Annotated in this window: 19 protein-coding genes, 1 tRNA gene and 1 other RNA gene; 8 read left to right on the top strand and 13 right to left on the bottom strand. The window is 73.4% G+C overall.

Annotated elements, in window-relative coordinates:
- Positions 1-20: 20 nt before the first annotated feature.
- The 3 genes from E0504_RS13455 to E0504_RS13445 all read right to left on the bottom strand — a co-directional run bounded on the left by E0504_RS13455 (position 21) and on the right by E0504_RS13445 (position 705).
- The gene (locus E0504_RS13455) at positions 21-203 is read right to left on the bottom strand and encodes a hypothetical protein (RefSeq protein WP_131624679.1); all 183 of its coding nucleotides are present in this window, start codon (positions 201-203) and stop codon (positions 21-23) included.
- A 21-nt stretch (positions 204-224) separates the two neighbouring features.
- The gene (locus E0504_RS54220) at positions 225-524 is read right to left on the bottom strand and encodes an excalibur calcium-binding domain-containing protein (RefSeq protein ID WP_200835485.1); all 300 of its coding nucleotides are present in this window, start codon (positions 522-524) and stop codon (positions 225-227) included.
- 93 nt (positions 525-617) lie between these two features.
- A tRNA-Ser gene (locus E0504_RS13445) sits at positions 618-705 on the bottom strand.
- 116 nt (positions 706-821) lie between these two features.
- On the opposite strand from E0504_RS13445, the gene ffs reads away from it, so the two are divergent.
- The 4 genes from ffs to recR all read left to right on the top strand — a co-directional run bounded on the left by ffs (position 822) and on the right by recR (position 4,757).
- An RNA gene (gene ffs, locus E0504_RS13440) (signal recognition particle sRNA small type) lies at positions 822-918 on the top strand.
- Positions 919-954: 36 nt separating this feature from the next.
- Positions 955-3,573, top strand: coding sequence for a DNA polymerase III subunit gamma and tau (locus E0504_RS13435; protein WP_112108977.1), 2,619 nt, complete (start codon positions 955-957; stop codon positions 3,571-3,573).
- Between the two features lie 106 nt (positions 3,574-3,679).
- Positions 3,680-4,144, top strand: a complete 465-nt coding sequence (locus E0504_RS13430) for a YbaB/EbfC family nucleoid-associated protein (protein WP_165938508.1) — start codon at positions 3,680-3,682, stop codon at positions 4,142-4,144.
- 13 nt (positions 4,145-4,157) lie between these two features.
- A complete protein-coding gene (gene recR / locus E0504_RS13425; RefSeq protein WP_020463975.1) occupies positions 4,158-4,757 on the top strand; it encodes a recombination mediator RecR in 600 nt (199 codons plus the stop codon).
- 59 nt (positions 4,758-4,816) lie between these two features.
- Here recR and E0504_RS13420 read toward each other — a convergent pair whose 3' ends face one another.
- Entirely contained in the window at positions 4,817-5,404 is a 588-nt protein-coding gene (locus E0504_RS13420; RefSeq protein ID WP_112109023.1) for a hypothetical protein, read from the bottom strand.
- Between the two features lie 649 nt (positions 5,405-6,053).
- Here E0504_RS13420 and E0504_RS13415 point away from each other — a divergent pair.
- Complete coding sequence (locus E0504_RS13415) at positions 6,054-6,506, top strand: hypothetical protein (protein WP_071059700.1); 453 nt, start codon at positions 6,054-6,056, stop codon at positions 6,504-6,506.
- Positions 6,507-6,620: 114 nt separating this feature from the next.
- On the opposite strand, the gene E0504_RS13410 is transcribed toward E0504_RS13415, so the two are convergent.
- On the bottom strand, positions 6,621-9,692 hold the full coding sequence (locus tag E0504_RS13410) for a BTAD domain-containing putative transcriptional regulator (RefSeq protein ID WP_243657504.1): 3,072 nt from the start codon (positions 9,690-9,692) through the stop codon (positions 6,621-6,623).
- A 153-nt stretch (positions 9,693-9,845) separates the two neighbouring features.
- On the opposite strand from E0504_RS13410, the gene E0504_RS13405 reads away from it, so the two are divergent.
- A complete protein-coding gene (locus E0504_RS13405) occupies positions 9,846-11,072 on the top strand; it encodes a class I SAM-dependent methyltransferase (protein WP_112106417.1) in 1,227 nt (408 codons plus the stop codon).
- Positions 11,073-11,080: 8 nt separating this feature from the next.
- Here the strand turns inward: E0504_RS13405 and E0504_RS13400 are convergent, their stop codons facing one another.
- Both E0504_RS13400 and E0504_RS13395 read right to left on the bottom strand, forming a co-directional pair.
- Positions 11,081-12,148: a zinc-binding alcohol dehydrogenase family protein gene (locus tag E0504_RS13400; RefSeq protein ID WP_071059703.1), complete on the bottom strand. Its 1,068-nt coding sequence runs from the start codon at positions 12,146-12,148 to the stop codon at positions 11,081-11,083.
- Positions 12,149-12,218: 70 nt separating this feature from the next.
- The gene (locus E0504_RS13395; RefSeq protein ID WP_112106418.1) at positions 12,219-12,803 is read right to left on the bottom strand and encodes a TerD family protein; all 585 of its coding nucleotides are present in this window, start codon (positions 12,801-12,803) and stop codon (positions 12,219-12,221) included.
- 346 nt (positions 12,804-13,149) lie between these two features.
- On the opposite strand from E0504_RS13395, the gene E0504_RS13390 reads away from it, so the two are divergent.
- Together E0504_RS13390 and E0504_RS13385 are read left to right on the top strand one after the other, a co-directional pair.
- The gene (locus tag E0504_RS13390) at positions 13,150-14,418 is read left to right on the top strand and encodes an aspartate kinase (RefSeq protein WP_112106419.1); all 1,269 of its coding nucleotides are present in this window, start codon (positions 13,150-13,152) and stop codon (positions 14,416-14,418) included.
- 17 nt (positions 14,419-14,435) lie between these two features.
- A complete protein-coding gene (locus tag E0504_RS13385; RefSeq protein WP_112106420.1) occupies positions 14,436-15,497 on the top strand; it encodes an aspartate-semialdehyde dehydrogenase in 1,062 nt (353 codons plus the stop codon).
- Between the two features lie 488 nt (positions 15,498-15,985).
- On the opposite strand, the gene E0504_RS13380 is transcribed toward E0504_RS13385, so the two are convergent.
- From E0504_RS13380 to E0504_RS13355, 6 genes are all read right to left on the bottom strand, one after another.
- A complete protein-coding gene (locus E0504_RS13380; protein WP_009740954.1) occupies positions 15,986-16,189 on the bottom strand; it encodes a cold-shock protein in 204 nt (67 codons plus the stop codon).
- A gap of 311 nt (positions 16,190-16,500) precedes the next feature.
- The gene (locus E0504_RS13375; protein WP_020463984.1) at positions 16,501-17,550 is read right to left on the bottom strand and encodes an aldo/keto reductase; all 1,050 of its coding nucleotides are present in this window, start codon (positions 17,548-17,550) and stop codon (positions 16,501-16,503) included.
- 251 nt (positions 17,551-17,801) lie between these two features.
- Entirely contained in the window at positions 17,802-19,340 is a 1,539-nt protein-coding gene (locus E0504_RS13370; RefSeq protein ID WP_071059708.1) for a CYTH and CHAD domain-containing protein, read from the bottom strand.
- A 256-nt stretch (positions 19,341-19,596) separates the two neighbouring features.
- Positions 19,597-20,451 (bottom strand): CPBP family intramembrane glutamic endopeptidase, encoded by an 855-nt coding sequence (locus E0504_RS13365; RefSeq protein WP_112106421.1) that lies wholly within the window; start codon positions 20,449-20,451, stop codon positions 19,597-19,599.
- 82 nt (positions 20,452-20,533) lie between these two features.
- Positions 20,534-21,526, bottom strand: coding sequence for a cytochrome d ubiquinol oxidase subunit II (locus tag E0504_RS13360; RefSeq protein WP_071059709.1), 993 nt, complete (start codon positions 21,524-21,526; stop codon positions 20,534-20,536).
- On the bottom strand, positions 21,523-23,088 hold the full coding sequence (locus tag E0504_RS13355; protein ID WP_071059810.1) for a cytochrome ubiquinol oxidase subunit I: 1,566 nt from the start codon (positions 23,086-23,088) through the stop codon (positions 21,523-21,525). Before E0504_RS13355 ends, E0504_RS13360 begins: the two co-directional genes overlap by 4 nt.
- Positions 23,089-23,120 lie beyond the last annotated feature (32 nt).

The raw sequence follows: 23,120 nt of genomic DNA, 5'->3' as shown, positions 1-23,120 counted from the left end.
GCCCTGACGCAGGGTCAAGGTCAAGCCAGTGCCCGCAGGAGACCTTTCTGGGCGCTCCTTCCGCCCACCAGATGACAGTTGTCGGCCGCCTGCGCGACGCTTGCTGCCGACGTCCGAATCTCGGGAAACCGTGTTGTGGCTTCGCTTGCGACAGCCGACGTCACGAACACGTTCACGACGTGTACGCCCAGCTCGTCGAACACGCCTGGCGTCGTCAGCCAGTCTCATTCGCACGCGACGCCGTCGTGGTCACGGTCGAGCTTGCTGCTGTAGCCCGGCTGGCCCTGGTACAGCGGGGCAGCGCCAGCCGCGCGCGCCTCGGCGCAGGACCCGAAGGAGACGGCCGCCGGCGCGGGTGCCGCTGGCGGCGGAGCCTGCGCGGGCTGCGGTGCGGGCTGCCTGTGGTGCGGGCTGCGCAGCCGCCGGAGGCGGAGGCGGGGCCTGCTGCTGCACCGTCTGCGTCGGCGCGGGAGCGGGAGGCGGCGCCGGCCGGCGCACTCAAGCTGGTCGTCGGAGTGTGTCACCGGGACCCGGTCGGCACCTGCGAAGCCAGGCAGGGAGTGGATCTCTGAGAGAGCATCTCCACTGGTGCTGAAGTGCTCTTACCCACACTCGTATGGCGGAGGATGAGAGATTCGAACTCTCGAGGGGTTGCCCCCAACACGCTTTCCAAGCGTGCGCCCTAGGCCACTAGGCGAATCCTCCGTGGGGGAGCCTATCCGACGGCGGGCCCGAGTGGGGTCACCGGGGGCGCGAACGGGGTCACAGGCGGGCACCGGACCCTCCCGTCCCCGATCGCCGGCGGACCGCTAGACTGCCCAGCAGACCCCTCGTGCGGCGCTACCCTCGTGAACTCCCCCAGGGCCGGAAGGCAGCAAGGGTAAGCGGGCTCTGGCGGGTGTGCGGGGGGTCCTCCTCGTTCGGACGATCATCTCGAGCATCCGGAGCAGGCGAGTGAGCACAGCGCTGTACAACAGGTACCGCCCCGCGACGTTCGCCCAGGTTGTCGGCCAGGAGCACGTCACGGAGGCACTGGGGCACGCGCTGCGCTCCGGGCGGCTGCACCACGCCTACCTGTTCAGCGGCCCGCGCGGCTGCGGGAAGACCTCGTCCGCCCGGATCCTGGCGGCCTCCCTGAACTGCGAGAAGGGGCCGACCCCGGAGCCGTGCGGGGTGTGCGATCAGTGCGTCTCCATCCGCACCGGCTCCTCGATGGACGTCACCGAGATCGACGCCGCTTCGCACGGGCTCGTCGACGATGCCCGTGACCTGCGGGAACGCGCCTTCTTCGCGCCGGCGTCCGCCCGGTTCAAGGTGTTCGTGGTCGACGAGGCGCACATGGTCACGGCGGCGGCGTTCAACGCGCTGCTGAAGGTCGTCGAGGAGCCGCCGTCCTACCTGAAGTTCGTCTTCGCCACCACCGAGCCGGACAAGGTCATCGCGACGATCCGGTCCCGGACGCACCACTACGCCTTCCGTCTGGTGCCTCCTGGTGTGCTCCGCAAGCACCTGGAGTCGATCTGCGTGCAGGAAGGCGTGGTCGTCGAGCCGTCGGTGCTCCCGCTGGTGGTGCGGGCGGGCGCGGGCTCCGTCCGGGATTCGCTCTCCGTTCTCGACCAGCTTCTGGCCGGCGCCGGCGACGGCGGGCTCAGCTACGAGCGCGCGGTGGCGCTGTTGGGCATGACGGACGGCATCCTGCTCGACGAGACTGTGGACGCCCTCGCCGAACGCGACGGCGCCGCGCTGTTCACCGTGGTCGACAGTGTGGTCTCCTCCGGTCACGATCCACGCCGGTTCGCGACCGACCTGCTCGATCGGCTCCGTGATCTCATCGTGGTCGCCGCGGTACCGGACGCGGTGGAACGCGGCCTGCTCGAGGCGTTCTCCACCGACCAGGTGGACCGGATGCGCGCCCAGGCCGGCCGGATCGGGCCGGTCGAGCTCTCCCGGACGGCCGACGTCCTGCACGCGGGTCTGGTCGAGATGCGCGGGACGGCGAGCCCACGGCTGTTGCTGGAGCTGATCCTCGCCCGCGCCCTCCTCCCGGGCGCCGCCGGGGATCCGGCCGCGCTCGCCGTCCGGCTCGAGCGGCTGGAGCGCCGAGCGGTGGTCGGCGGCGGAGCCGGTGCCGGCACGGCCCCGGCCGGCGGCGCCGAGGTCGGTGGTGCGACGCCCGCCGACGCGAGGTTCGGTGGCGCCCGGCCCGCTGACGGGGGGCCCGGCGGCACGGGGTTCGGTGGCGCCGCTGACGGCGCTCACGGGCAGGCCGCGGGCCGCGAGGTTCCTCGCGGCGCGAATGGTTCCGGGGCCGGTGTCACCGCCGCCCCGACGGCCGGGGATACCGGCCCGCGGATGCCCGCGCCGGCCGTGGCCGCGGCACACGCCCCGGCGCCGGCGGCGCACACCCAGGCGGCCCGGCCGGCTTCGGCCGCACGGCCCACGATGCCGGCTGCCGCGGCCACCGGCGGGGGCAGGCTCGACGCGGCGGCCCTGAACGCCCGCTGGGACGAGGTGCTCGCGCTCGCCGTCCAGCGCAGCCGGCGCACCCACGCGATCCTCAAGGACTACGCCTCGGTCGCCGAGGTCCGCGGGGACGAGGTCGTCCTCGCCTTCTCCGCACCGGCCATGGCGAAGATGTTCGGCCAGGGGAACAACGTCGAGATCCTCGCAACCCTGCTGGCTGAGAAGTTCGGTGGGACATGGCGGGTCACGATCGGCGGTGGCCCCGGGTCCTCGGGAGACCGTCCCCAGGCACCGCGCGGGGGGCCCGGCAGCGGCCGGCCCGACAACGGCGGCGGCAGCGGCGGGCCGGGCGGCTATGGCGGTCCCAGTGGCCCGGGCGGGTCGGGTGGTCAGAGCGGTCCGGGTGGCGGCCAGCGGGGGCCGGCCGAGCAGGCCGGTGGCGGCTGGTCCGCGGAGGCGGTGGCCCCGCAGCGGCCCAGCGGTTATCCGGTGAACGCGGGCGCTCCCGGCGGCTGGTCCGCGGCGGGAGCCGTCGAGAGCCACGGCTCGGCTGCCCCAGGGGCCGCCCTCCCGGCTTCCTCCATTCCCTCAGGTGTCCCCGCTCCCTCCGGTGTTTCCGCCGCGCCGGCGTCCATGGCGTACGCCGGGTCCTCCGGCCCAGCGGCGCAGGACGGCCTCCCCCGCCCGCCGGCCGGCCTCCACTCGGCGACGGCCACAGCCAGCCTGGGAAACGCGAGCGTGAGCAGCGCGGCCGCAGGGTCCGGTGTGGGCTCCACCACCGTCGCCGCCCCCCGCCCGGGCACCGCGGAGGCCGGGCTCGCCGCGGCGCGGGCGGCGGTGAGCGCAAGAACCGGCCTCAACGGCTCCACTCGGACGTCGACCGGTCCCGGTGGGGGACCGAGAGCGGCGGGTGCGGCAGGCGCGGCGCGGGCGGGGGGTGCCCCCGTGGCGGCGGCGTCGATGTCCGCCACGGACACCGCGCCGGACGAGGTCTCGCTCGACGACGAGGACGCGCCGACCCAGCTCGACGGGGCCCGGGGCGGCGAGGACGCGGCCGTGGCCCTGCTCCGCACGAGTCTGGGCGCGACGGTGATCGAGCAGTCCGGCTGACGGACGAACGCCGGTGGGTGACCGAGTGGGCCGGGTGGGCGGTTCGGGTGGGCAGTACGGGTGGCTGACGCCGGTTCGGGGCCCGGCGGCACGTAGGCTCATGGTCATGTCGAACCCGCAGATCCCCGCTGGTGGCGGGGCCAACCTGGGGCAGATCCTCGAGCAGGCGCAGCGGATGCAGTCCGCCCTGTTCACCGCCCAGCAGGAGCTGGCCGAGGCCCGGGTCGAAGGCTCGGCCGGTGGCGAGCTCGTCGTTGCGACGGTGAACGGCGGCGGTGAGCTGGTCGACCTCGTGATCAAGCCCGAGGCCGTGGACCCCGAGGACACCGAGACCCTCGCCGATCTCATCCTCGCGGCGGTGCGTGACGCCACCACCAACGCGCACCGGCTCGCGGCCGAGAAGATGAACGCGGCGACCGGCGGTCTCGGTGGCGCGCTCGGCGGTCTCGGTGGCGCCGTCGGAGGGCTCGGCGGGCCGGGCGGTGGCGCGGTCGGCGGTGGTCCCGGCGCGGCCCGGGCGCTGCCGGGTGGCGGGGCGCTGGGCGGCCTGGGTATTCCCGGGCTCGGCTGAGTCAGCCGGCGCCGTGTACGAGGGCATCGTCCAGGATGTGATCGACGAGCTGGGGCAGCTCCCGGGGATCGGTCCCAAGAGCGCGCAGCGCATCGCGTTCCATCTGCTCGCCGCGGACCCGGCCGATGTCCGCCGGCTGGCCAGCGCGTTGACCGAGCTGAAGGAAAAGGTTCGGTTCTGCCGGATCTGCTTCAACGTGGCCCAGTCAGAGCTGTGCCGGATCTGTTCCGACCCGCGGCGTGATCCGACGTCCATCTGCGTGGTCGAGGAGTCGAAGGACGTCGTCGCGATCGAGCGGACCCGTGAGTTCCGCGGCAAGTACCACGTCCTCGGCGGGGCCATCAATCCGATCGGCGGTGTGGGGCCGGACGACCTGCACATCCGCGAACTGGTGGCCCGCCTCGCCGACGGGACCGTCACCGAGATCATCCTGGCGACGGATCCGAACACCGAGGGCGAGGTGACGGCGTCCTACCTGGCCCGCCAGATCGGCCCGATGGGCCTGACCGTCACCCGCCTGGCGAGCGGGCTGCCGATGGGCGGCGATCTGGAGTGGGCCGACGAGGTCACGCTCGGCCGCGCCTTCGAGGGCCGGCGGATCGTCAGCGCCTGACCGAGGGGCCGGGCGGGCCGGGCCCGGCCCGCCCGGCCCCGGCTCGGCCCGCCGCTGTGTCAGAACCCCAGGATCGGGGCGTAGGCGGAACTGGGGATGGACGCGAGCGTCAGCAGCACGACGCTCATGTCCAGCGAGTCCGCCACCGGCTCGAACTCCGCGTGTAGCCCTCTGGTGGCGTAGACGAGGACACCGGAGTCGCGCATCACGCGCACGCCGAACAAATGAGTGGCGCGTACCCACCACACCCGTCCGCCGGCGCGGATCCGCACCTGCCGCGCGTCGCGGCTCAGGCCCGTCGTGAGCCGCTGGAGGCGCCCGGAGGGAAGCCCGGGCTGGTCCAGGTAGCCGACGATGTCGCCGGACGGGCCGTGCACGATGATCCGGGCCGGGCTGCCGGGCGGCCCGGGCTCAACCAGGCTCATCTCCGCGGAGATCTCCTGCTCCCAGGGGAGCATCTCGGCGGCCCAGATGCGTTCTCCGCGCAGAATCCGCTTGCCCAGCGTGCCGCCGTCGGGATGGCCGCGCGGCAGCAGCCCACCGACGACACGGCCGGCGCCCTCTATCCGCCAGGCAACCGAGACGATCGCCCCCGCGGGGGTGTCCGGGTATTCGACTGCCGTCGCGAGGGAGTCGGTCACACGCATATGCGAGATCCGCCTAGACATCCCGGCCGGGGGCGGCCGGGACGCCGGTGGCACGGACGGCGGCGTGCGGATCGGGAGGCCCCGGCAGCGGGGTGGCGACACCAGCGCCCACCGCTGCCCGGCTCGGGCGGGGTCGCGGATGGGGCCGGGACGGCACCGGAAGCGCCCGACCATAGGATGGTGTGCAGATGCCAGTGCACGCACGCCTGCGGCTGCACGTGCTGGTGCCGGTGAGCACACGTCTGCGAGGGATGGCCGTCACGCCTCACCTTCCGACCCCCGGCCCTGTCACTGGCCCGGTCAACCCGCCATCTTCGATTTGTCCAGTCACACCGTGTCGACCATGCCGGCCCGGTACAAGCTGGAGTTCCAGCCACAGATACCACACCACTGCGCTATGCATGCAGATGCTACGTGCCGTGCGGACTGTCCGGAGTCCAACGGGCACAACTTTCCCGGCAGTCTCAGGCCACGGCGCCGCGGCTCGGCGGGCGCGGGCGTGTGGACGCACCCCGGAGCAGCGCCCGCCGGACCCCGGCATGGCACCCGGCGGACCCCGGTGCGGCGCCCGCCGGGGCCGGGGACAAGGTGGAACCATGCCTGGGAACCAGGCCAGTACCCGTCTCGACCAGGTGAGCAGGAGCGGCCAATGATCATCAGTTCGCATGTCGGTGCCGGCGCGTTCGTCGGTATGGCCGTGCCCAGGCTGGGGCCGGCGCTGGCCGCGGGCTTCCTCTCCCACCTCGTGATGGACGCGCTGCCGCACTGGGGCACCGGGCCCGGCACCGAGTCCGAATGGCTGCCGATCGCCCGCAAGGACGGCGTGGCCGGCCTCGCCGCGATGGCGCTGCTGACGGCCGCGGCGCCGGCGGACCGCCGGATCGGGGTGCTCGCCGGCATGGTCGGCGCCTGCCTGCCCGACACCGACAAGGTGGGCCGTTACTTCGTCGGTTCGAGCCCCTGGCCCGCCCGTTTCGACCGGTTCCACGAGGCGATCCAGAACGAGGCCCGGCACCGGCTGCCCCGGGAGGTCGCGACCGCCGCCGCCCTCACCGCCGCCGGCACCCTCGCCCTGCGCCTGCTCGCAGCCCGCCCCCGCTGACCCGACGCACCCACGACACGCCTACCGGCTCTGTGAAGCCAAGCCAGGCCCCTGCCAGGGCAGGCGGAACGATGTGTGGCGGGTGAGGGGGTCCATGGACGTCTGTGGACCCGCTCAGCCGCCGCGGATCTCCGCGGTGATGTCAGCCAGGTCGTCGAGGGCTGTCTCGGTGGCGGCGATGACGGTGCGGGTGGCTCCGGCGGCGCGTTCGGCGGTGGCGGCGGCGAAGCCGAGGGCGTCGTCCACCCAGCTGTCGGCTCCCGCGAGCATCGCGGCCTCCGCGCCGTAGCTCGGCTTGACCGCCTGCGAGGTGACGGCGCCGAGCAGCCGCGCCGCCGGCCGCGGCCGGCCGAGGCGTTGGAAGAGCACGACGAGGTTACGCAACGTGGTCAGCAGGTGGGTCAGCGCATACTGGTCGCGCCAGTGTCGCAGCACCTGCGCGAAAGCCTCGACGGCCTGCTGCGGGTCACCGCAGCGGGCCCGGACGGACACCGCGGACACCCGTGCCACCCCGCCCAGGTAGGGGTTGTCGACCGAATCCGCCAGGGCGACCGCGCGGTCGAGCAGCCGCAGGCAGCGGTCCGGGTCGCGGTCAAGGATCAGCTCGGCCTCGCCGTAGGCCAGCCAGCCGAGCTCGGACGGCGCGAGCGGCCCCGCGGGGGCCTGGCTGAGGGCGGCCCGGCCGTCCTCGGCGTGCCCCGCGTAGGCGTGCGCGATCGCCACGTTGAGCAGCCCGGCCACCTCGGCGTGCGGGTCGGCGCAGGACCGCGCCGCGGCGACGAGCTCCCAGCCGTGGTCGACGGCCTCGCCGATCCGGCCCTGGTAGGAGGCGGTGTCGCTGAGCAGTTCGAGCGGGAACCGGCGTTCGGGCGCGTCACCGGCGATCAGCCGTCCGCGCTGTGCACAGGCCACGGCGAGCTCGAGTTCACCGGCGCTGACGTACCAGCATGCCGCCGTGGCCAGGGTGGTCGCCGCGGCCCCCGCCGTCACGCCGGGTGGCAGGCCCGCGGCGAGATCCGACACCAGGTCCGCCAGCCGGTGGGGCTCGCCGCCCGGCGGCGGGTGCAGCCCGAGCGAGCGGACGAGTTCCACCGCGGCGTGCAACGGCTCGACCCGCAGCCGCGTCATCGCGAACACGTGCATGCCGGCCGCGATCTCCACGGCCAGCGGGGGATCTTCGCGCAGCGCCCATGTCTGGGCAGCGCGGGCCTCGACCATCAGGTCGGTGATCCGGCTGTGCCCCGCCGCTTCCCGCGGGGTGCGCAGGACCGCGTCCGCGGCCCGCACCTCGGCGAGGATGTACCGGGCGTGTTCCTGACGCAGCACGGCGTCGGACGCGCCGAGCTGCCGTCGCGCGTACTCGCGGATGATCTCCAGGAGCGAGTAGCGGGCCGGTACCCGGGACGGATCGACGACCACCAGCGACCGGGCCACCAGGGCGTCGAGCAGATCCAGCGCCTCCGGTTCGGGCAGGCCCGCCAGCGCGGCGACGTCCACGGGACTCACCGGGCCCGCGAACGCGCCCATGGTCCGCAGCATCGCGCGGTGCGGCGCGTCCAGCAGCGAGACCGACCAGCCGACCACGTCGGCGAGCGTGCGGTGGCGCGGCGTTCCCACCCGGCGGACGTCCCGGAGCAGGCCGAGGTGGTCCTCGAGCCGGTCGGCGAGCTCGGGCAGGGACATCGTGCCGCTGCGCGCGGCCGCCATCTCGATGCCGAGCGGCAGGCCGTCCAGCCTCCGGACGATGCGGTCGGCCGCCTCGAGGTCTCCGTCCGAGGCCGGTCCGGCCCCCGGAACCGGCGCCGGGCAGGCGGCTCGGACGCGGTCCCAGAACAGGGCGTGCGCGGGTGCGTCCGGGCCGTCGACGCGCAGCGGGCGTACCGGCCAGCAGTGCTCGCCGTCCACGCCGAGCAGCTCGCGGCTCGTCGCCAGCACGCGCACACCGCGACCGTTCTCGACCAGAGCCGATGCGACGGCGGCGGCCGCGGCCACCACGTGCTCGCAGTTGTCCAGGATCACGAGCGCGTCAAGCTCGGCGGCGGCTTCGAGGGCGGCACCGGCGTCGCCGTCGGCGCCGCGCATGCCCAGCGCGTCCGCGACGAACGCGGGGACGGCGGTCGGGTCGGCGACGGTCGCCAGCTCCACCATCAGGACGCCGTGCGGGAACCTGTCCGCGAGGCGGTCGGCGAGGTACAGCGCCAGCCGCGTCTTGCCGACCCCGCCCGGCCCGAACATGGTGACCAGCCGGGCCGACGCGAGCAGGTCGCAGACCGCGGCCGTGTCAGCCTCCCGGCCCAGCAGGGACGTGACGGGCCGGCGAGGCCGACGGCGCCGTCCCGAGCCCGCCACCCCAGCCACCCCAGACGCCCCAGCCGGGCCGGCTGGGGCGGAACCTGTCGGCTCAGCCCTTTCAGGGGCGGGGGCCGCCACGGGGGCCGCTGTGGGGACGACGGTGGGGGCGGCGGTGGGGGCTGCCGTGGACAGCGCCACGGCCTGGGCCGCGCGCAGCGCCGGGCCCGGTTCGAGGCCCACCTCCGCCAGGGCCGCGTGCGCCCGGCGGTAGGCGTCCGCGGCCTCGACGGCCCGCCCGGAACCGCTCAGCGCCCCGAGGAGGGTCCCCCAGGCGCCCTCCCGCCACGGGTACTCGGCGAGCAGTTCCTCCGCGGCACCGACCGCCTCGGCCGGGCGCCCGACCGCCAGCAGCAGCGCGGCCCGGGATTCGCGCGCCGCGCCGCGAGCCTCGCCGAGGCGCACCGCCACCGGTCGCAGCGCCGGGTCGTCGGTCAGCTCGCCGAAGGCCGGGCCCCGCCAGAGGGCGAGCGCGTCGTCCAACGCGGCGAGCCGCGCGGACGCGTCCTGGACCTGCCCGGACAGCCGCAGCAGACGCTCGAAGACGGCGATGTCGACCTGTTCCGGGGCGAGCCGCAGCGACCACCCGCCGGGATGGGTCGGCAGCGCGTCCCCGAGGACCCGGCGCAGCCTCGAGATGTAGGAGCGCAGCGTCGCCTCGGCCGACGGCGGCGGGGACTCCCCCCACACGGCATCGACCAGACGCGCGGGAGGCACCACGTCCCCCACGCGCGATCCGAGGATGGCCAGCAGCAGCCGCTGTGTGGGGCTGCCGATGGCGATCGGCAGCCCGGCGGCGTCCACCACGTCCACCGGGCCCAGCAGGCGCACGCGCACGAACCGATCATAGGAGTCCCATGGGTCCACAACCCGTCACACGCCGGACACGCCACCCCCGCGCTATCCCGCTGCAAGCCGGCCGCATCACTCCCGCAGTCCATACCCGGATGCTGAAGTCATCACCCGGCGTCACGAGGGAGCGGATAAATCATGACAATCATCACCGACTCGGCCACGGGCACGCCCGACGGCACGTCCGCCGCGGTCGAGGCGTTCACCCAACGGGTCTTCGACGCGGTGCTGGGCGCCCAGGAGGTTCAGGCGATCTATCTCGGCGACCGGCTCGGGTACTACGCCGCCCTCGCCGAGCGCGGGCCCCTCACCTCCTCCGAACTGGCGGACGCGACCGGCAGCACGGAGCGGTACGCCCGTGAGTGGCTCGAGCACCAGGCGGTCTGCGGTTACCTCACCGTCGCGGCGGACGTCGACCAGGACGAGAACGCGGACCGTGGCGCGGGCGGAAGCCGGGACGAGCATGGCGACCGGGGCGCGGGCGCGGAGCCCGCAGGAGACGGGCAGGCCGCGGGCACGGCCGAGGCGCTCTCCCGCCGTTACCTGCTGCCCGCGGGGCACGCGGAGGTCCTCGCCGACGTCGACAGCCTGAACTACCTGGCTCCGCTCGCCCGGTTCGTGGCCGGAGCGGGCCGGCAGCTCGGCGAGATCGCCGAGGCGTTCCGGACCGGCGGAGGGGTGAGCTGGGAACGGTTCGGCGCCGACGCGCGCGAGGCCCAGGCCGCCGCGAACCGCCCGATGTTCCTCTCCCTGCTGTGCCAGGAGCTGCTGCCGGCCGCTCCCGAGGTGCACGCCACGCTGGTCGCCGGCGCGCGCGTCGCCGACATCGGCTGTGGGGCGGGATGGTCATCGGTCGCGCTGGCCCGCGCGTACCCCGGAGTGACCGTCGACGGCTTCGACCCGGACACCGAGTCCGTGCGGCTCGCCGAGCGCAACGCCGCCGCCCTCGAGGTGACCGACCGGGTCACCTTCACCGACGCCGACGCCGCGCAGGCCGCGGACGGCGAGGCGGTGGGCGGCTACGACCTGGTGTTCGCCTTCGAGTGCGTCCACGACATGGCGGACCCGGTTGCCGTGCTCGACGCGGCACGCCGCCTGCTGACCGCCGGCGGCAGCATGATCGTCATGGACGAGCGGTGCGCGGAGTCGTTCCACGCCCCCGCGGGCGAGATCGAGCGGCTGCTCTACGGGTACTCGCTGGTCGGCTGCCTGCCGGACGGGATGTCACGGCAGCCCTCGGTGGGCACGGGAACCGTGATGCGCCCGGCGACGCTCGCCGGCTACGCCGAACTCGCGGGTTTCACCTCGACGGAGACGCTGCCCATCGAGCACGACTTCTTCCGGTTCTACCGCCTCGTCCCGTAAGCCGGCCGTCAGACGCCGTCCGGGAACAGCACGGCGGCGCCGTCCACCCGGTCGCGTGCGAGGTCCTCGAGCGCCTGGTCGACGGCCGTCAGCGGGTACGGGGTGGTTGTCACCGCGAGCCGGTGGCGCCCGGCGATCTCCAGGAACTCGCGGCCGTCGGCGCGGGTGTTCGCGGTCGTGCTGCGCACCGAGCGCTCCTGGAACAGGTGCCGCTGGTAGTTCAGGACCGGGACGTCGGTGAGGTGGATCCCGGCGATCGAGAGGGTGCCGCCCCTGTCCAGCGCGGCGAGCGCGACCGGGACCAGATCGCCGACCGGCGCGAACAGGACCGCCCCGTCGAGCGGCTCGGGTGGGGAGTCGTAGGCGCCGGTCGCGGACGCCGCGCCGAGCTCGAGGGCGAGGCGGCGGGCCCGGGCGGACCTGGTCATGACGTGCACCGTCGCACCCTGGGCGATCGCCACCTGCGCGGCGAGGTGCGCGGACGCGCCGAACCCGTAGACGCCCAGCCGGCCGCCGGGCGGAAGCTCGGCGCGCAGCAGCGCCCGGTAGCCGACGATCCCGGCGCACAGCAACGGGGCCAGCTCGCCGTCGCTGTAGCCGGCGGGCAGGCGGTAGGCGTAGTCCGCGTCGACGACGGCGTACTGGGCGTACCCGCCGTCGACGTCCCAGCCTGTGTAGAGCGACGCGGGGCAGAGGTTCTCGGCGCCGCGCCGGCAGTAGGCGCACGTCTGGTCCGTTCCGGCGAGCCAGGCGATGCCGAGCCGGTCACCCAGCCGGATCGGGGCCGCCGGGGCCGGATCCGGTGGCCGGGAGCCGGCCGCGCCGGCCGGCCCGGAAACCCCATGGCCCCCGGGACCGAGCGCGTCGACGTACCCGACGATCTCGTGACCGGGCACGGTGAGCGGCCGGTGCGGGGGGAGGTCGCCCTCGGCCAGGTGCAGGTCCGTCCGGCAGACGCCGCAGGCGGCGACCTTCAGACGGACCTGACCGGGACCGGGCTCGGGGATGGGCAGCTCGACCGCGCGCAGTGGCGCCGTGGCCACCGGCGCGGGGCGGGTGACCTGCCAGGCCAACACGCGACGCACCCCCCGTCAGCGGCCGGTCAGCCCGCGGGAACTGACCCGCAGGCACTCGGCTCGCGGGCGGTCAGACGTTGACGCCGTGGTCGCGGGCGAGGCCGCTGAGGTCGTTGTGCCCCTGGCCGACCGCGCGGAACTTCCAGTCGGCTCCGTTGCGGTACACCTCGCCGAAGATGACGACCGTCTCGGTCGAGTAGTCCTCGGAGAGGTCGTAACGGACGAGCTCGGTGCCGGTCTGGTCCACCACGCGGATGTAGGCGTTGCGGACCTGGCCGAAGTTCTGGGCCCGGTTCGCCGCGTCGTAGATGGAGACCGGCACGACGATCTTGTCGATCTCCGCCGGAACCAGGCCCAGGTTGATGTTGACGGACTCGTCGTCGCCCTCGCCGGCGCCGGTCACGTTGTCGCCGGAGAGCGTGATGGCGCCCTCCGGGGACTTCATGTTGTTGAAGAAGACGAAGTGCCCGTCGGACAGTGCCTTGCCGTCGTTCTTCACGCCGATGGCGGAGGCGTCGAGATCGAAGTCGGTGCCGGTCGTCGTGCGGGCATCCCACCCGAGCCCGACGGTGAGCGCGGTCAGCGCTCCGGTTCCTGCCTCGGCGGCCTGCTTCGTGAGGCTGACGTTGCCGCCCTTGGCAAGGCTGATCGCCATGACGAATGTCCTTCCTGAAGGATCCCTTTAACGCCGACGATCCTCCACGTCGAGGACCATCGGACCAACACGGTCGCTTCCCGGGTCACCCTTGCACACAAGGCCGAACTCTCCGGGTAAGCCGTCGGTCGGATGACACACGTGCCACCGGATGACCGCCACGCGTGATCGCTCTCCGGTCACACAGGCGATCCGCCGTCCCTCGCAAGGCCAACGAAGCGGGGGCGGGCAGGGTTTCCGGCACGAGCAGCCGCCGGTCGGGATCCGCGGATCCCGACGGACGGCGGCCGACCACACATCCGCGGATCTCGGCGGAGGTGCCCCTGGTCTCGGTAATCTGGCAGCCATGGCGCTCCTGGTCGCGAAGTTCGGCGGGTCCTCGGTCGCGGACGCGGATCGCATCAAGCGGGTGGCCGACCGGATCGTCCAGACCCGCCGGGCCGGGAACGACGTGGTTGTCGTGGTGAGCGCGATGGGCGACACCACCGACGATCTGCTCGATCTGGCCGAGCAGGTGAGCCCGCTGCCGCCCGCGCGGGAGTTGGACATGCTGCTCACCGCCGGCGAGCGGATCTCCATGGCGCTGCTCGCGATGGCGATCACCAAGCTGGGCGCGGAGGCGCGTTCCTTCACCGGCTCGCAGGCCGGCGTGATCACCGACTCGGTGCACGGCCGGGCCCGGATCATCGACGTCACCCCGGGCCGCATCCGCACCGCGCTGGACGAGGGCGCGATCGCGATCGTCGCCGGCTTCCAGGGTGTCAGTCAGGACACGAAGGACATCACCACGCTGGGGCGCGGCGGTTCCGACACGACCGCCGTGGCGCTCGCCGCCGCGCTGGGCGCCGACGCCTGCGAGATCTACACCGACGTGGACGGCGTCTTCACCGCCGATCCGCGCATCGTCCCCGACGCACGCCGCATCGAGAAGATCTCCTACGAGGAGATGATGGAGATGGCGGCCTGCGGGGCGAAGGTGCTCATGCTGCGGTGCGTCGAGTACGCCCGCCGTTACTCCGTCCCCGTGCATGTCCGCTCCTCGTTCTCGTCGAAGCCGGGCACATGGGTCACCGAGACTCCGGAGGCACAGCTCGTGGAACAGGCCATCATCCGCGGCGTCGCGCACGACTCGAGCGAGGCGAAGGTGACAGTCAAGGGCTGCCCGGACAAGCCCGGGGTGGCGGCGGCGGTGTTCCGCGCGGTCGCTGACGCGGACGTCAACCTCGACATGATCGTCCAGGTCGGCTCGGTCGCCGGCTCCGGGCGGACGGACATCTCGTTCACCCTGCCGATGACGGACGGCCGGACGGCGCTCGGCGCGCTGGAGAAGGTCCGCGACCAGATCGGCTTCGAGCGGACCCTCTACGACGACCACATCGGCAAGCTGTCCCTGATCGGCGCCGGGATGAAGTCCCACCCCGGGGTGTCCGCCCGGTTCTTCGGCGCCCTCGCCGACTCCGGCGTCAACGTCGAGATCATCTCGACGTCCGAGATCAGGATCTCGGTGGTCGTGCGGGACACCGACCTCCCGGTGGCCGTACGCGCCGTGCACGCCGCCTTCGAGCTGGGCAACCCGGACGAGTCCGCCGTGGTGTACGCGGGAACCGGTCGATGAGCGAGCGGAGTCAGGGCATGGGTGGGACGTCCCGGCGGCCGACGCTGGCCGTGGTCGGCGCGACCGGCGCGGTGGGCACGGTGATGCTCGCGCTGCTGACCGAGCGCCCCGACGTCTGGGGTGAGATCAGACTGGTGGCCTCCGCCCGCTCGGCCGGGCGCACGCTGCGGGTCCGCGACGAGGACGTCACCGTGCGGGCCCTGTCGCCGGAGGTGTTCGACGGCGTCGACATCGCGGTCTTCGACGTGCCGGACGAGATCTCGGCCGAGTGGGCGCCGGTCGCCGCCGCCCGGGGCGCGATCGCGGTGGACAACTCCGGCGCCTTCCGGATGGATCCGGATGTTCCCCTGGTCGTGCCCGAGGTGAACGCCGCGGCGGTGGCGGACCGCCCGCGCGGCATCATCGCGAACCCGAACTGCACCACCCTGTCGATGATCGTCGCAGTCGGCGCGCTGCACCGGGCCTTCGGCCTCGAGTCGCTCTTCGCGACGTCCTACCAGGCCGCGAGCGGGGCCGGCCAGTTCGGCATCGACACCCTCTACGCGCAGCTCGCCCTGGTCGGGGGCACCAGCGAGCTGGGGCAGAACGCCGGCGACGTGCGCAAGGCCGTCGGCGAGGAGGGCCTCGGCCCGTTCCCCGCGCCGCTGGCGCTGAACGTGGTGCCCTGGGCCGGCTCGCTCAGGGACGGCGGCTGGTCGTCGGAGGAACTCAAGATCCGCAACGAGTCACGGAAGATCCTCGGCATGCCCGGGCTGCGCGTCTCGGCGACCTGTGTGCGCGTGCCCGTGGTCACGACGCACGCGGTGGCGGTGCACGCCCGGTTCGTGCGGCCGGTCACGGCCGAGCAGGCGCGGGACGTCCTGGCGTCAGCGCCGGGCGTGGCCGTGCTCGACGATCCCGCCGCGGGCGAGTTCCCGACGCCGGCGGATGTGGTGGGCACCGACCCGACCTGGGTCGGGCGGATCCGTCAGTCGCCCGACGATCCGCACGAGGTCGCGTTGTTCGTGTGCGGGGACAACCTGCGCAAGGGCGCCGCGCTCAACACGCTGCAGATCGCGGAGCTGCTCGCGGCCGACTGACGCCGAGGGAGATCGATTCGAGACCTGCGTGGACGCGGGTGATTCGCGACCTGCGTGGACGCGGGTATCGACGCGGGGCGTGAACCTCTCGCAACACTGAGCATCGCGCGACTCTCGCCGCGGCGCGATATTTGCGCCCTCACGCATTCCACGCGGAAGCTTTTACGGATACGAGTAATCCAACAGACGCTTCCCGAAACATCGGCAAGCTGTCCTCGGACATTGGAACGATCGGCGTCGGTCATTCGTTAAGACCCCGCACGGTTCAGCCGCTGCATGCGACCAGTTCAGAAGCGAACCGGTTCAGAAGCGAAGCATGTTCGTTCCGTGGTCTGTCCGGGTCCAGACGAGGGCGCAGATAAGACGCCCCCGAACAGATCGGAACAGATCCGCAAGACCCGTGGATCCCGCCGAAAAACGGTCAGCCCGCCCGTCGGAGACGTCCGACAGGCGGGCTGACCAAACCTGGTTCTACTGCTACTCGTGGCTCAGACGACGCGGACGGCGTCGGCCTGCGGGCCCTTCTGGCCCTGGGTCACCTGGAACTCGACCCGCTGGCCCTCCTCGAGTGCCTTGTAGCCGTCCATCTGGATTGCGCTGTAGTGGACGAAGACGTCAGACCCGCCGCCGTCCACGGAGATGAAGCCGAAGCCCTTCTCCGAGTTGAACCACTTCACCGTGCCCTGAGCCACGTGCCGTTCTCCCTGCTGGTGCAGTCAGGACCCGCACCGCGCGGGCCCCGGGCCGAACGTGACAGCGATACGATTCGCCGCCGCGTTGTTCCGCCGTGTCTCGGTTGAGGCACGAACTGGCGAACTCTGGCCACGCCTGACGCTACACGCACGCAGCCTCTGACGGGAGACCTCCGGCAGAAGAAGTCCACTTCACGGCTCGACATTACGAACATCGACTTCGTCACGCCGGTGCGCCACGGACCACTCCACCGAAGCCACCGCGCACCCCGAACACCCTCTCCAGATGACCGGAGGAACGCTGTGAGTCCTCACACGAGGGCGCTGCCAGGCAGCGCGGGGCCCTGCCGAGACGGCCCCGCACCCACATCGAGACGTTCGACCGCGACGCCGATCTCGTCCAGGTCGAGGTCGGTCAGGACCACCGCTCCGCCCGCGGGCAGCCAGGCGTCGATCTGGTCCGGGCGCCGGGCCCCGACGATCGCGGCGGTCACCCCGTCGAAGGCCAGCGTCCAGGCGACGGCCACCGCGGCCACCGTCGTGCCGTGCCGGGCCGCTATCGGACGCAGCACATCGACCAGGGCCAGGTTGCGCTCGAGGGCCGGCGGGTTGAACTCCGCCGCCGTCCGCCGCCAGTCGTCCTCGGCGAGCGCGCGGGTGCGCTGCACCGACCACCCGCCCGTCAGCAGCCCGGACTGCATCGGGCTGTAGACGATCACACCGATGTCACGCATGGCGCAGTACGGCAGCAGGTCGGCGGCCGCCAGCCGGTTGACCAGAGAGAACGGCGGCTGCAGGACATCGACACCGCCCGCCGTCGCCGCCGCCTCCAACTGGGCGACCGAGAAGTTCGACGCCCCGACCGCGCGGATCTTGCCCGCGGCGCGGAGCTCGTGCAGGGCGCCGACGACCTCGGCGATCGGGGTCCCGTCCTGCGGCGGCCAGTGGAGCTGGTAGAGGTCGATGCGCTCCACCCCGAGCCGGCGCAGCGACGCGTCCACCTCGGCGCGGATCGAGGCGGGCGCCCCGACCCGCAGGGGGGGCCGCGTCGGGTCGCTCTCGTCCCAGACCAGGCCGCACTTGGTGAACACGTAGGGACGTTGCTCGGCGGGGATGCCGGCCAGCGCCCGGCCGACGAGCTCCTCGGAGTGCCCGAGGCCGTAGACCGCGGCGGTGTCGACCCAGTTCACCCCGGACCGCACCGCGGCCCGGATGGCCTCGACCGCCTCGTCGTCGTCCTGGCGCCCCCAGCCGAACGCCCAGTCCGCCCCGCCGATGGCCCAGGCTCCGAACCCGACCCGAGTGATCGACATGTCGGTCAGGCCCAGTCGGGTGGTGCGCAGGGTCGCTGGCGCGGTCATCGGCGTCTCCTCACGGTGCGGGGATCTGCTTGGCACGGGGCCCTGCTGGCGCCGGCTGTGCTGGCGCAGGGCTGTGCTGGCGCGGAGCCGGGGCTACCGGGACCGACCAGTGCCGTACCGCCCCGATGCTGCCCGATCCGGGCCCCCGCCGCCCACTCGGACGGCACCATACCGCCACTCTGCGCAACATGTGCGACCAACATCACACGCGCCCGGCCGGCACGGACGGGGCCGGGCCGGCCCCGGACGGGTCAGCGGCGGACGAACCAGCGCCGGTGCCGGCGCGCCGACGCGTCCGGCCACAGGTCGAAGAAGTCCCGTTCGGCGGTGCGGGCGCGGCACTCCTCCAACCCGAGCAGTACGCCCAGGGTGTAGGCGGTCGGCTCGCCGGCTGTCTGCGCCTCGACCCCCCAGTCTCGCAGCAGGCCGCGGGCGATCGTCGCGTCCTGGTGGGTGCCGAGCAGCTCCTGCATCGACTCGGCGAGCCGGGCGAACGCGGCCGCGGGCGGGCCGTACACCGGACCGACCACCTCGGCCGCGTACCGCAGCCGCTTCGCCTGCTTGCGCGCGGAGTGCAGGAGCTCGTCGCGTTCGGCACCCACCGGCAGGGGGGCGGCGCGGCCGACCTTGCGGCTCAGCCGCCGGTCGGCGTCGTGCAGGAGACCGGGCAGCACCTTCTCCGCGGGCTTGCCCGAACGCCCGACGAACGGGCCGTTGACGAGCGCGAGCAGATCCTCCACGAGGGTCAGATAACGCTCGCTGCGCAGCATCTCCAGTGCCTGGGCCCGGGCGGCCGTCTGGTCGGCCGCGAGCCGGGCCGAGATCGCGCCCACGACGTCCCCGCGCAGCAGGTCGGCGGGCAGGTCCTCGAGCCGGCCCGTGAAGTAGTCGATCTGTACCTCGGCGTCGCGCGCGGCGGACAGCGCCCCGGCCAGGTCGCGCAGCTCGACGTCGAGGTGCGCGACCAGCTCCGCGGGGAAGAAGGGTGCGAAGGTCCGCAGGGTGCTGCGGGTCCGCCGGCAGGCCACCCGCATCCGGTGCACCGCGTCGGGCGCGTCCAGGCGCACCCGCGGGTCGGTGGCGAGCAGCGCCTCGACCTGCGCGATCAGGTAGGCGCGGACGACCTCGCCGGCCGGGGTCCGCCGGCGCAGCTTCGCCGCGGCGCGCGGCACGTCCGGGCCGGGCGCGCCGCTCAGCGCCGGGCCGAGCACCTGGGCCAGCTTCGACGCCGAGGCCGACAGCTCGGCGCCGGCGGCGGTCAGCACGGCCTCGACGGCGTCGAGCACGCCCGGGTCACCGGAGCCCAGCTCGACCTCGATCTCCCGCCACTTCTGCACGACCGTGGTCGCGCCGAGCGTCTGGGCCGTCACCTGGTCGTCGACGACCTCCGCCAGGTCGCAGCCCGCCTTGTCGCGCAGGCGGCGGGCGGTGCGCAGCGTCACCAGGCGGGCGACCGGGCGCAGCTCCGCCCCGCGCAGGTGCACGGTGGCGAGGTCGACAAGATCGGCGGGAACCGGATCGTGGGAGCCGAGCGGGCGGTGGATCTCGTCACGCACCCCTGGGGCCACGGGGAGCTTCAGGTGCCAGCCGGCGTCGTCCCCGCCCGTCCGGCGGCGCAGGGTGATGCGGTTGCGGGCCAGCCGCAGGTCATCGGAGTCGTAGTAGACGGCCTCCAGGGTGACGGTGCGGCGGGTGCGGGCGGTCGCGACCCCGTCCACCTGCGTCAGCCGGGGAAGTACAAAGCTCTGGTCGACGGAGTACTTCCGCTCGATCTCCCGCGAAGAGCCCACGCCCGCTCCTTTCCGCGCCCTCAGTGCCCGCAAGCGCCCGCGACCCCGGCGGATCCGTACCGCCACCCGCGGCCGCTGGCCCTCGCGACCGGTCGGCGCTACCCGACCGCCCCGGCCCGTGGCGTGGCATGGTGTTGGTCCGCCGTTCGGGCGTCGACCAAGCGGCCCGGGGTACCGGGGGCCGTTACGGTGCGTGCCCAGCTCGCACCCAAAAGGACGATCGTTGTTTGCCTTTTGTTAACCTTAGCGCGGAACGTTAGCGCGGAACGGGTATCCACGACACCCTTCCGGCCAGCGTCACATACCCCACGAACGCGACCGTGTCGATGAGTGTGTGTGCTACGACGAGCGGTAGCACCCGGCCGGTCCGCTGGAAGATCCGGCCGAACAGCAGCCCCATCGCGACATTGCCGGCGAATCCCCCCAGCCCCTGGTAGAGGTGGTAGGAGCCGCGCAGCAACGCGCTGGCGGCGAGCGCGCGGTTGTCGCCCCACCCGAGCTCACGCAGACGCACCAGCAGGTACCCGGCGACCACCACCTCCTCGGCCAGACCGTTCTGGGCCGCCGAGGCGACGAGGACCGGGATCCGCCACCAGACGTCCGGCAGGTTGGACGGCGCGACAGTCAGATTGGCGCCGCTGTGCCAGGCGACCAGGTAGAAGGCGAGACCGGTGCCCCCGACCGCCGCCGCCAGCGCCGCGCCACGGAGGGCGTCCGAGCGGGGACGGCGCCGGTCCAGGCCGATCACCGCGGGCCCGCCGCCGTGGCGGCCCAGCAGGTGGACGACGAGAAACACCGGTACCAGCGCGGTCGTGAGCGAGGCGGCCTGCAGCGCGAGATCGAGCCAGGGGCGCCCCGGCGCTGCGGACGAGTTGAGCCGCGCGACCTGCGAGCGGACCGGCTGCTGCGCGGTCAGCACCCCGAGGTAGCGGATGAGCGCGAACAGGCCGGAGGCACCGAAGGACACCCCGAGGACGAGCAGGACCTCGGTGCGCAGCGACCGCCGACCCAGCGGCTCGCCGCCGGCGGTGCCGGTGGTGGTGCCGGTGGTGGGGCCCGCTGGCCCGTCGGAATCGCTGGCCCGGCCGCTGCCGATGCTGGCCCTCGTCACCCGTCGACGGTAGTCGCGGGCGGCGGGACGCCTGGTGCCGGCCGGCCGGCGCACACCTCCGCGCGCCGGCCGGCCGCGCCGGTCAGGACTTGACTTCGGGGTTCGCGAACAGGCGGAACAGCATCCACAGCGATGGGATGAGGACCACCAGCCCGCAGGCGACCGCGATCAGCATCGCCACGATGTTGGCCTCGGGCGCGGCGGCGGAGTCGACCGTCGCGCGGCCGACGACCAGATCCGGGTACTGGGCGGCCGCCCACCCCCAGAGCACGCCGGCCACCGCTGCCCCCGCCGTGATGCGGGCCGCGGTGAAGCGGTGCTGCCACAGCGCGACCAGCGACGCGATCCCACCGAGGGCCGAGATCACGACAAAGGGCACGGACCGCTCGGCGAACCGCTCCGCCACGACAGGTGCCTCCGACCACAGCAGCGGCAGCAGCGCCGCGGCGAGCAGCCCCGAGACGACGGCCCCGCCGAGCGCGCGGCGGCGGAACCCGGGCACCAGGTGCTCGGTCTCCGGGCTCGACGCCGCGTCCCGGCACAGGTACACCGCGGCCAGGAAGGCCGTCACGGCGAGGGTGAAGACGCCGCAGACGATCCCGAAGGCGCTGGTCACCGGGGCGAGCGCGTCGCCCTCGGTGACATCACCGGTGGCCAGCGCGGCGCCGCACACCCCGAGCGCGACCGGGGTGATCGCGGACGAGATCGCGAACACGTGGCCCCACCAGTGGTCCGGCCCGGCCGCGCCGGCGCCGTAGGCGCGGTACACGTACGCGGCCCCGCGCAGGACGATCCCGGCCAGCGCGCAGATGAGCGGTATCTCCAGCGTCGACCCGACGATGCCGAACGCGGCCGGGAAGCCGCTGAACATCATGACGATCACGAAGATCAGCCAGACGTGGTTGGCCTCCCAGACCGGGCCGAGCGCGGCGGAGACGAGCCGGCGCTGGTCGGCCGCGTCCCGGCCGCGGGCGAGCAGGTCCCAGACCCCGCCGCCGAAGTCGGCGCCCCCGGTGAGGGCGTAGGCGGTCAGCCCGATCACCATCACGACGGCGAGCAGGTCGGCGGCGGTCATCGGGCGTCCCCTTCGCTGCTGGACGGATCGGTTCGCGGCGTGGTGGGCGCGGACGTCCCGGGCCCGTCGCCACCGTCGCCGTCACCGCGGACCCTCGCGGGAGTGTCGGGAGAGGCGGGAGCGGGACGCGCGTCCGGGATGTCCGGAGTCGTGGAGGTCTCCCCCACGGTGGCGGCCAGCTCAGGGCCACCCGTCGCCATCCGGCGCAGGATGAGGATGAGCGCCGTCGCGAGGCCGAGGTAGAGCAGGATCGTGCCGGTGAAGATCGCCGGCATGCCCGAACTGCTGGTCACGGCCTCGTCCACCCGCATCCGGCCGTAGACGATCCAGGGCTGGCGGCCGCCCTCGGTGACCTCCCAGCCGGCGAGCATCGCCAGCATGGACGCCGGTCCCGAGGCCGCGGCCGCCCAGAGCCACGGTCTTCCGGTGGGCAGCAGCGGGCGCTCGCCGCGCCGCCGCCGGCGCAGGACGACGACCCCGGTGACCAGCGACAACGCGATCAGGGCCATCCCGAGGCCGACCATCACGTTGAAGGCCGAGTGCACCAGCACGGCGTTCGGCCGCTCCTCGGGCGGGACGGCGGTCAGGCCGGTGATCTCGTGATCGGCGCTGAGCCCCTGCATGAGCGACAGCAGGTCGGGGACCTCGATGCCGTGCCGGACCTCGCCGGTCTGCTCGTCGTAGATCCCGCCGATGGTCAGCGGGGCGTGCGTGCGGGTGTGCCCGAGCCCCTCCATCGCGGCGAGCTTGATCGGCTGCTCGTTGCCGACCACCCGGGCGGCCCAGTCACCGACGATCAGCTGCAGGGGGGCACAGACGAGCAGGACGGCCAGACCGACGCGCAGTCCCCGCTGGTGATACGCGTCGCGCCGGCCGCGCAGCATGCCGACGGCGTACACGCCGGCGACGATGCCGCCGGTGCACATCAGCGCGGCCAGCAGCATGTGGATGAGCTGATGCGGCGCGGTGGCGGCCAGGAACGGGGCGAACGGCTCTGCCGATACGACCTTGCCGTCGACCTCTGTGACGTGGCCGGGGGTGTTCATCCAGGCGTTCGCCGTGATGATGAAGAGAGTCGAGAACGTGCCGGCGATGGCGATCGGCCACAGCGTGAGCCAGTGCGCCCGGGCCGACAGGCGCTTCCAGCCGTACAGGTACATGCCGATGAAGATCGCCTCGGCGAAGAACGCGAAGCCCTCCAGCGTGAACGACAGTCCCAGCACCCCGCCGTACCGGGCCATGAAGGCCGGCCACAGCAGGCCGAACTCGAAGGACAGCGCCGTCCCGGAGACGGCGCCGACGGCGAACATGACCGCGAAGGCCCTGGACCACTTGCGGGTCAGCGCGAGCCAGACGGGGTCGCGGGTGCGGACCCAGCGCCCCTCGACGAACAGCAGGAGCCATGGCATGCCGACGCCGAACACCGCGAAGCAGATGTGGAACGCCAGCGAGAACGCGGTCTGTGCCCGGGCCAGGTTGGTGGACACGGAGCTCGCCTGGGGCGGGTCCGCGGCCTGGGCGAGAGCCGCGACGTGGGAGAGAACTTCGGCGGCATGGACCATCTGGACCTCCTCCACCGTGGGCGGCAGCACGC

The sequence above is a fragment of the Parafrankia sp. BMG5.11 genome (assembly GCF_004337455.1).
The sequence above is the reverse complement of the archived record's forward strand: the minus strand, read 5'-3'. Positions and strand labels throughout refer to the sequence as shown.

Excerpts from the sequence above, each read along its gene's own strand:
- E0504_RS13430 (WP_165938508.1), top strand. The coding sequence starts at position 3,680 with ATGTCGAACCCGCAGATCCCCGCTGGTGGCGGGGCCAACCTGGGGCAG.
- E0504_RS13420 (WP_112109023.1), bottom strand. The coding sequence starts at position 5,404 with ATGCGTGTGACCGACTCCCTCGCGACGGCAGTCGAATACCCGGACACC.
- E0504_RS13415 (WP_071059700.1), top strand. The coding sequence starts at position 6,054 with ATGATCATCAGTTCGCATGTCGGTGCCGGCGCGTTCGTCGGTATGGCC.
- E0504_RS13405 (WP_112106417.1), top strand. The coding sequence starts at position 9,846 with ATGACAATCATCACCGACTCGGCCACGGGCACGCCCGACGGCACGTCC.
- E0504_RS13395 (WP_112106418.1), bottom strand. The coding sequence starts at position 12,803 with ATGGCGATCAGCCTTGCCAAGGGCGGCAACGTCAGCCTCACGAAGCAG.
- E0504_RS13390 (WP_112106419.1), top strand. The coding sequence starts at position 13,150 with ATGGCGCTCCTGGTCGCGAAGTTCGGCGGGTCCTCGGTCGCGGACGCG.
- E0504_RS13385 (WP_112106420.1), top strand. The coding sequence starts at position 14,436 with ATGGGTGGGACGTCCCGGCGGCCGACGCTGGCCGTGGTCGGCGCGACC.
- E0504_RS13375 (WP_020463984.1), bottom strand. The coding sequence starts at position 17,550 with ATGACCGCGCCAGCGACCCTGCGCACCACCCGACTGGGCCTGACCGAC.
- E0504_RS13360 (WP_071059709.1), bottom strand. The coding sequence starts at position 21,526 with ATGACCGCCGCCGACCTGCTCGCCGTCGTGATGGTGATCGGGCTGACC.
- E0504_RS13355 (WP_071059810.1), bottom strand. The coding sequence starts at position 23,088 with ATGGTCCATGCCGCCGAAGTTCTCTCCCACGTCGCGGCTCTCGCCCAG.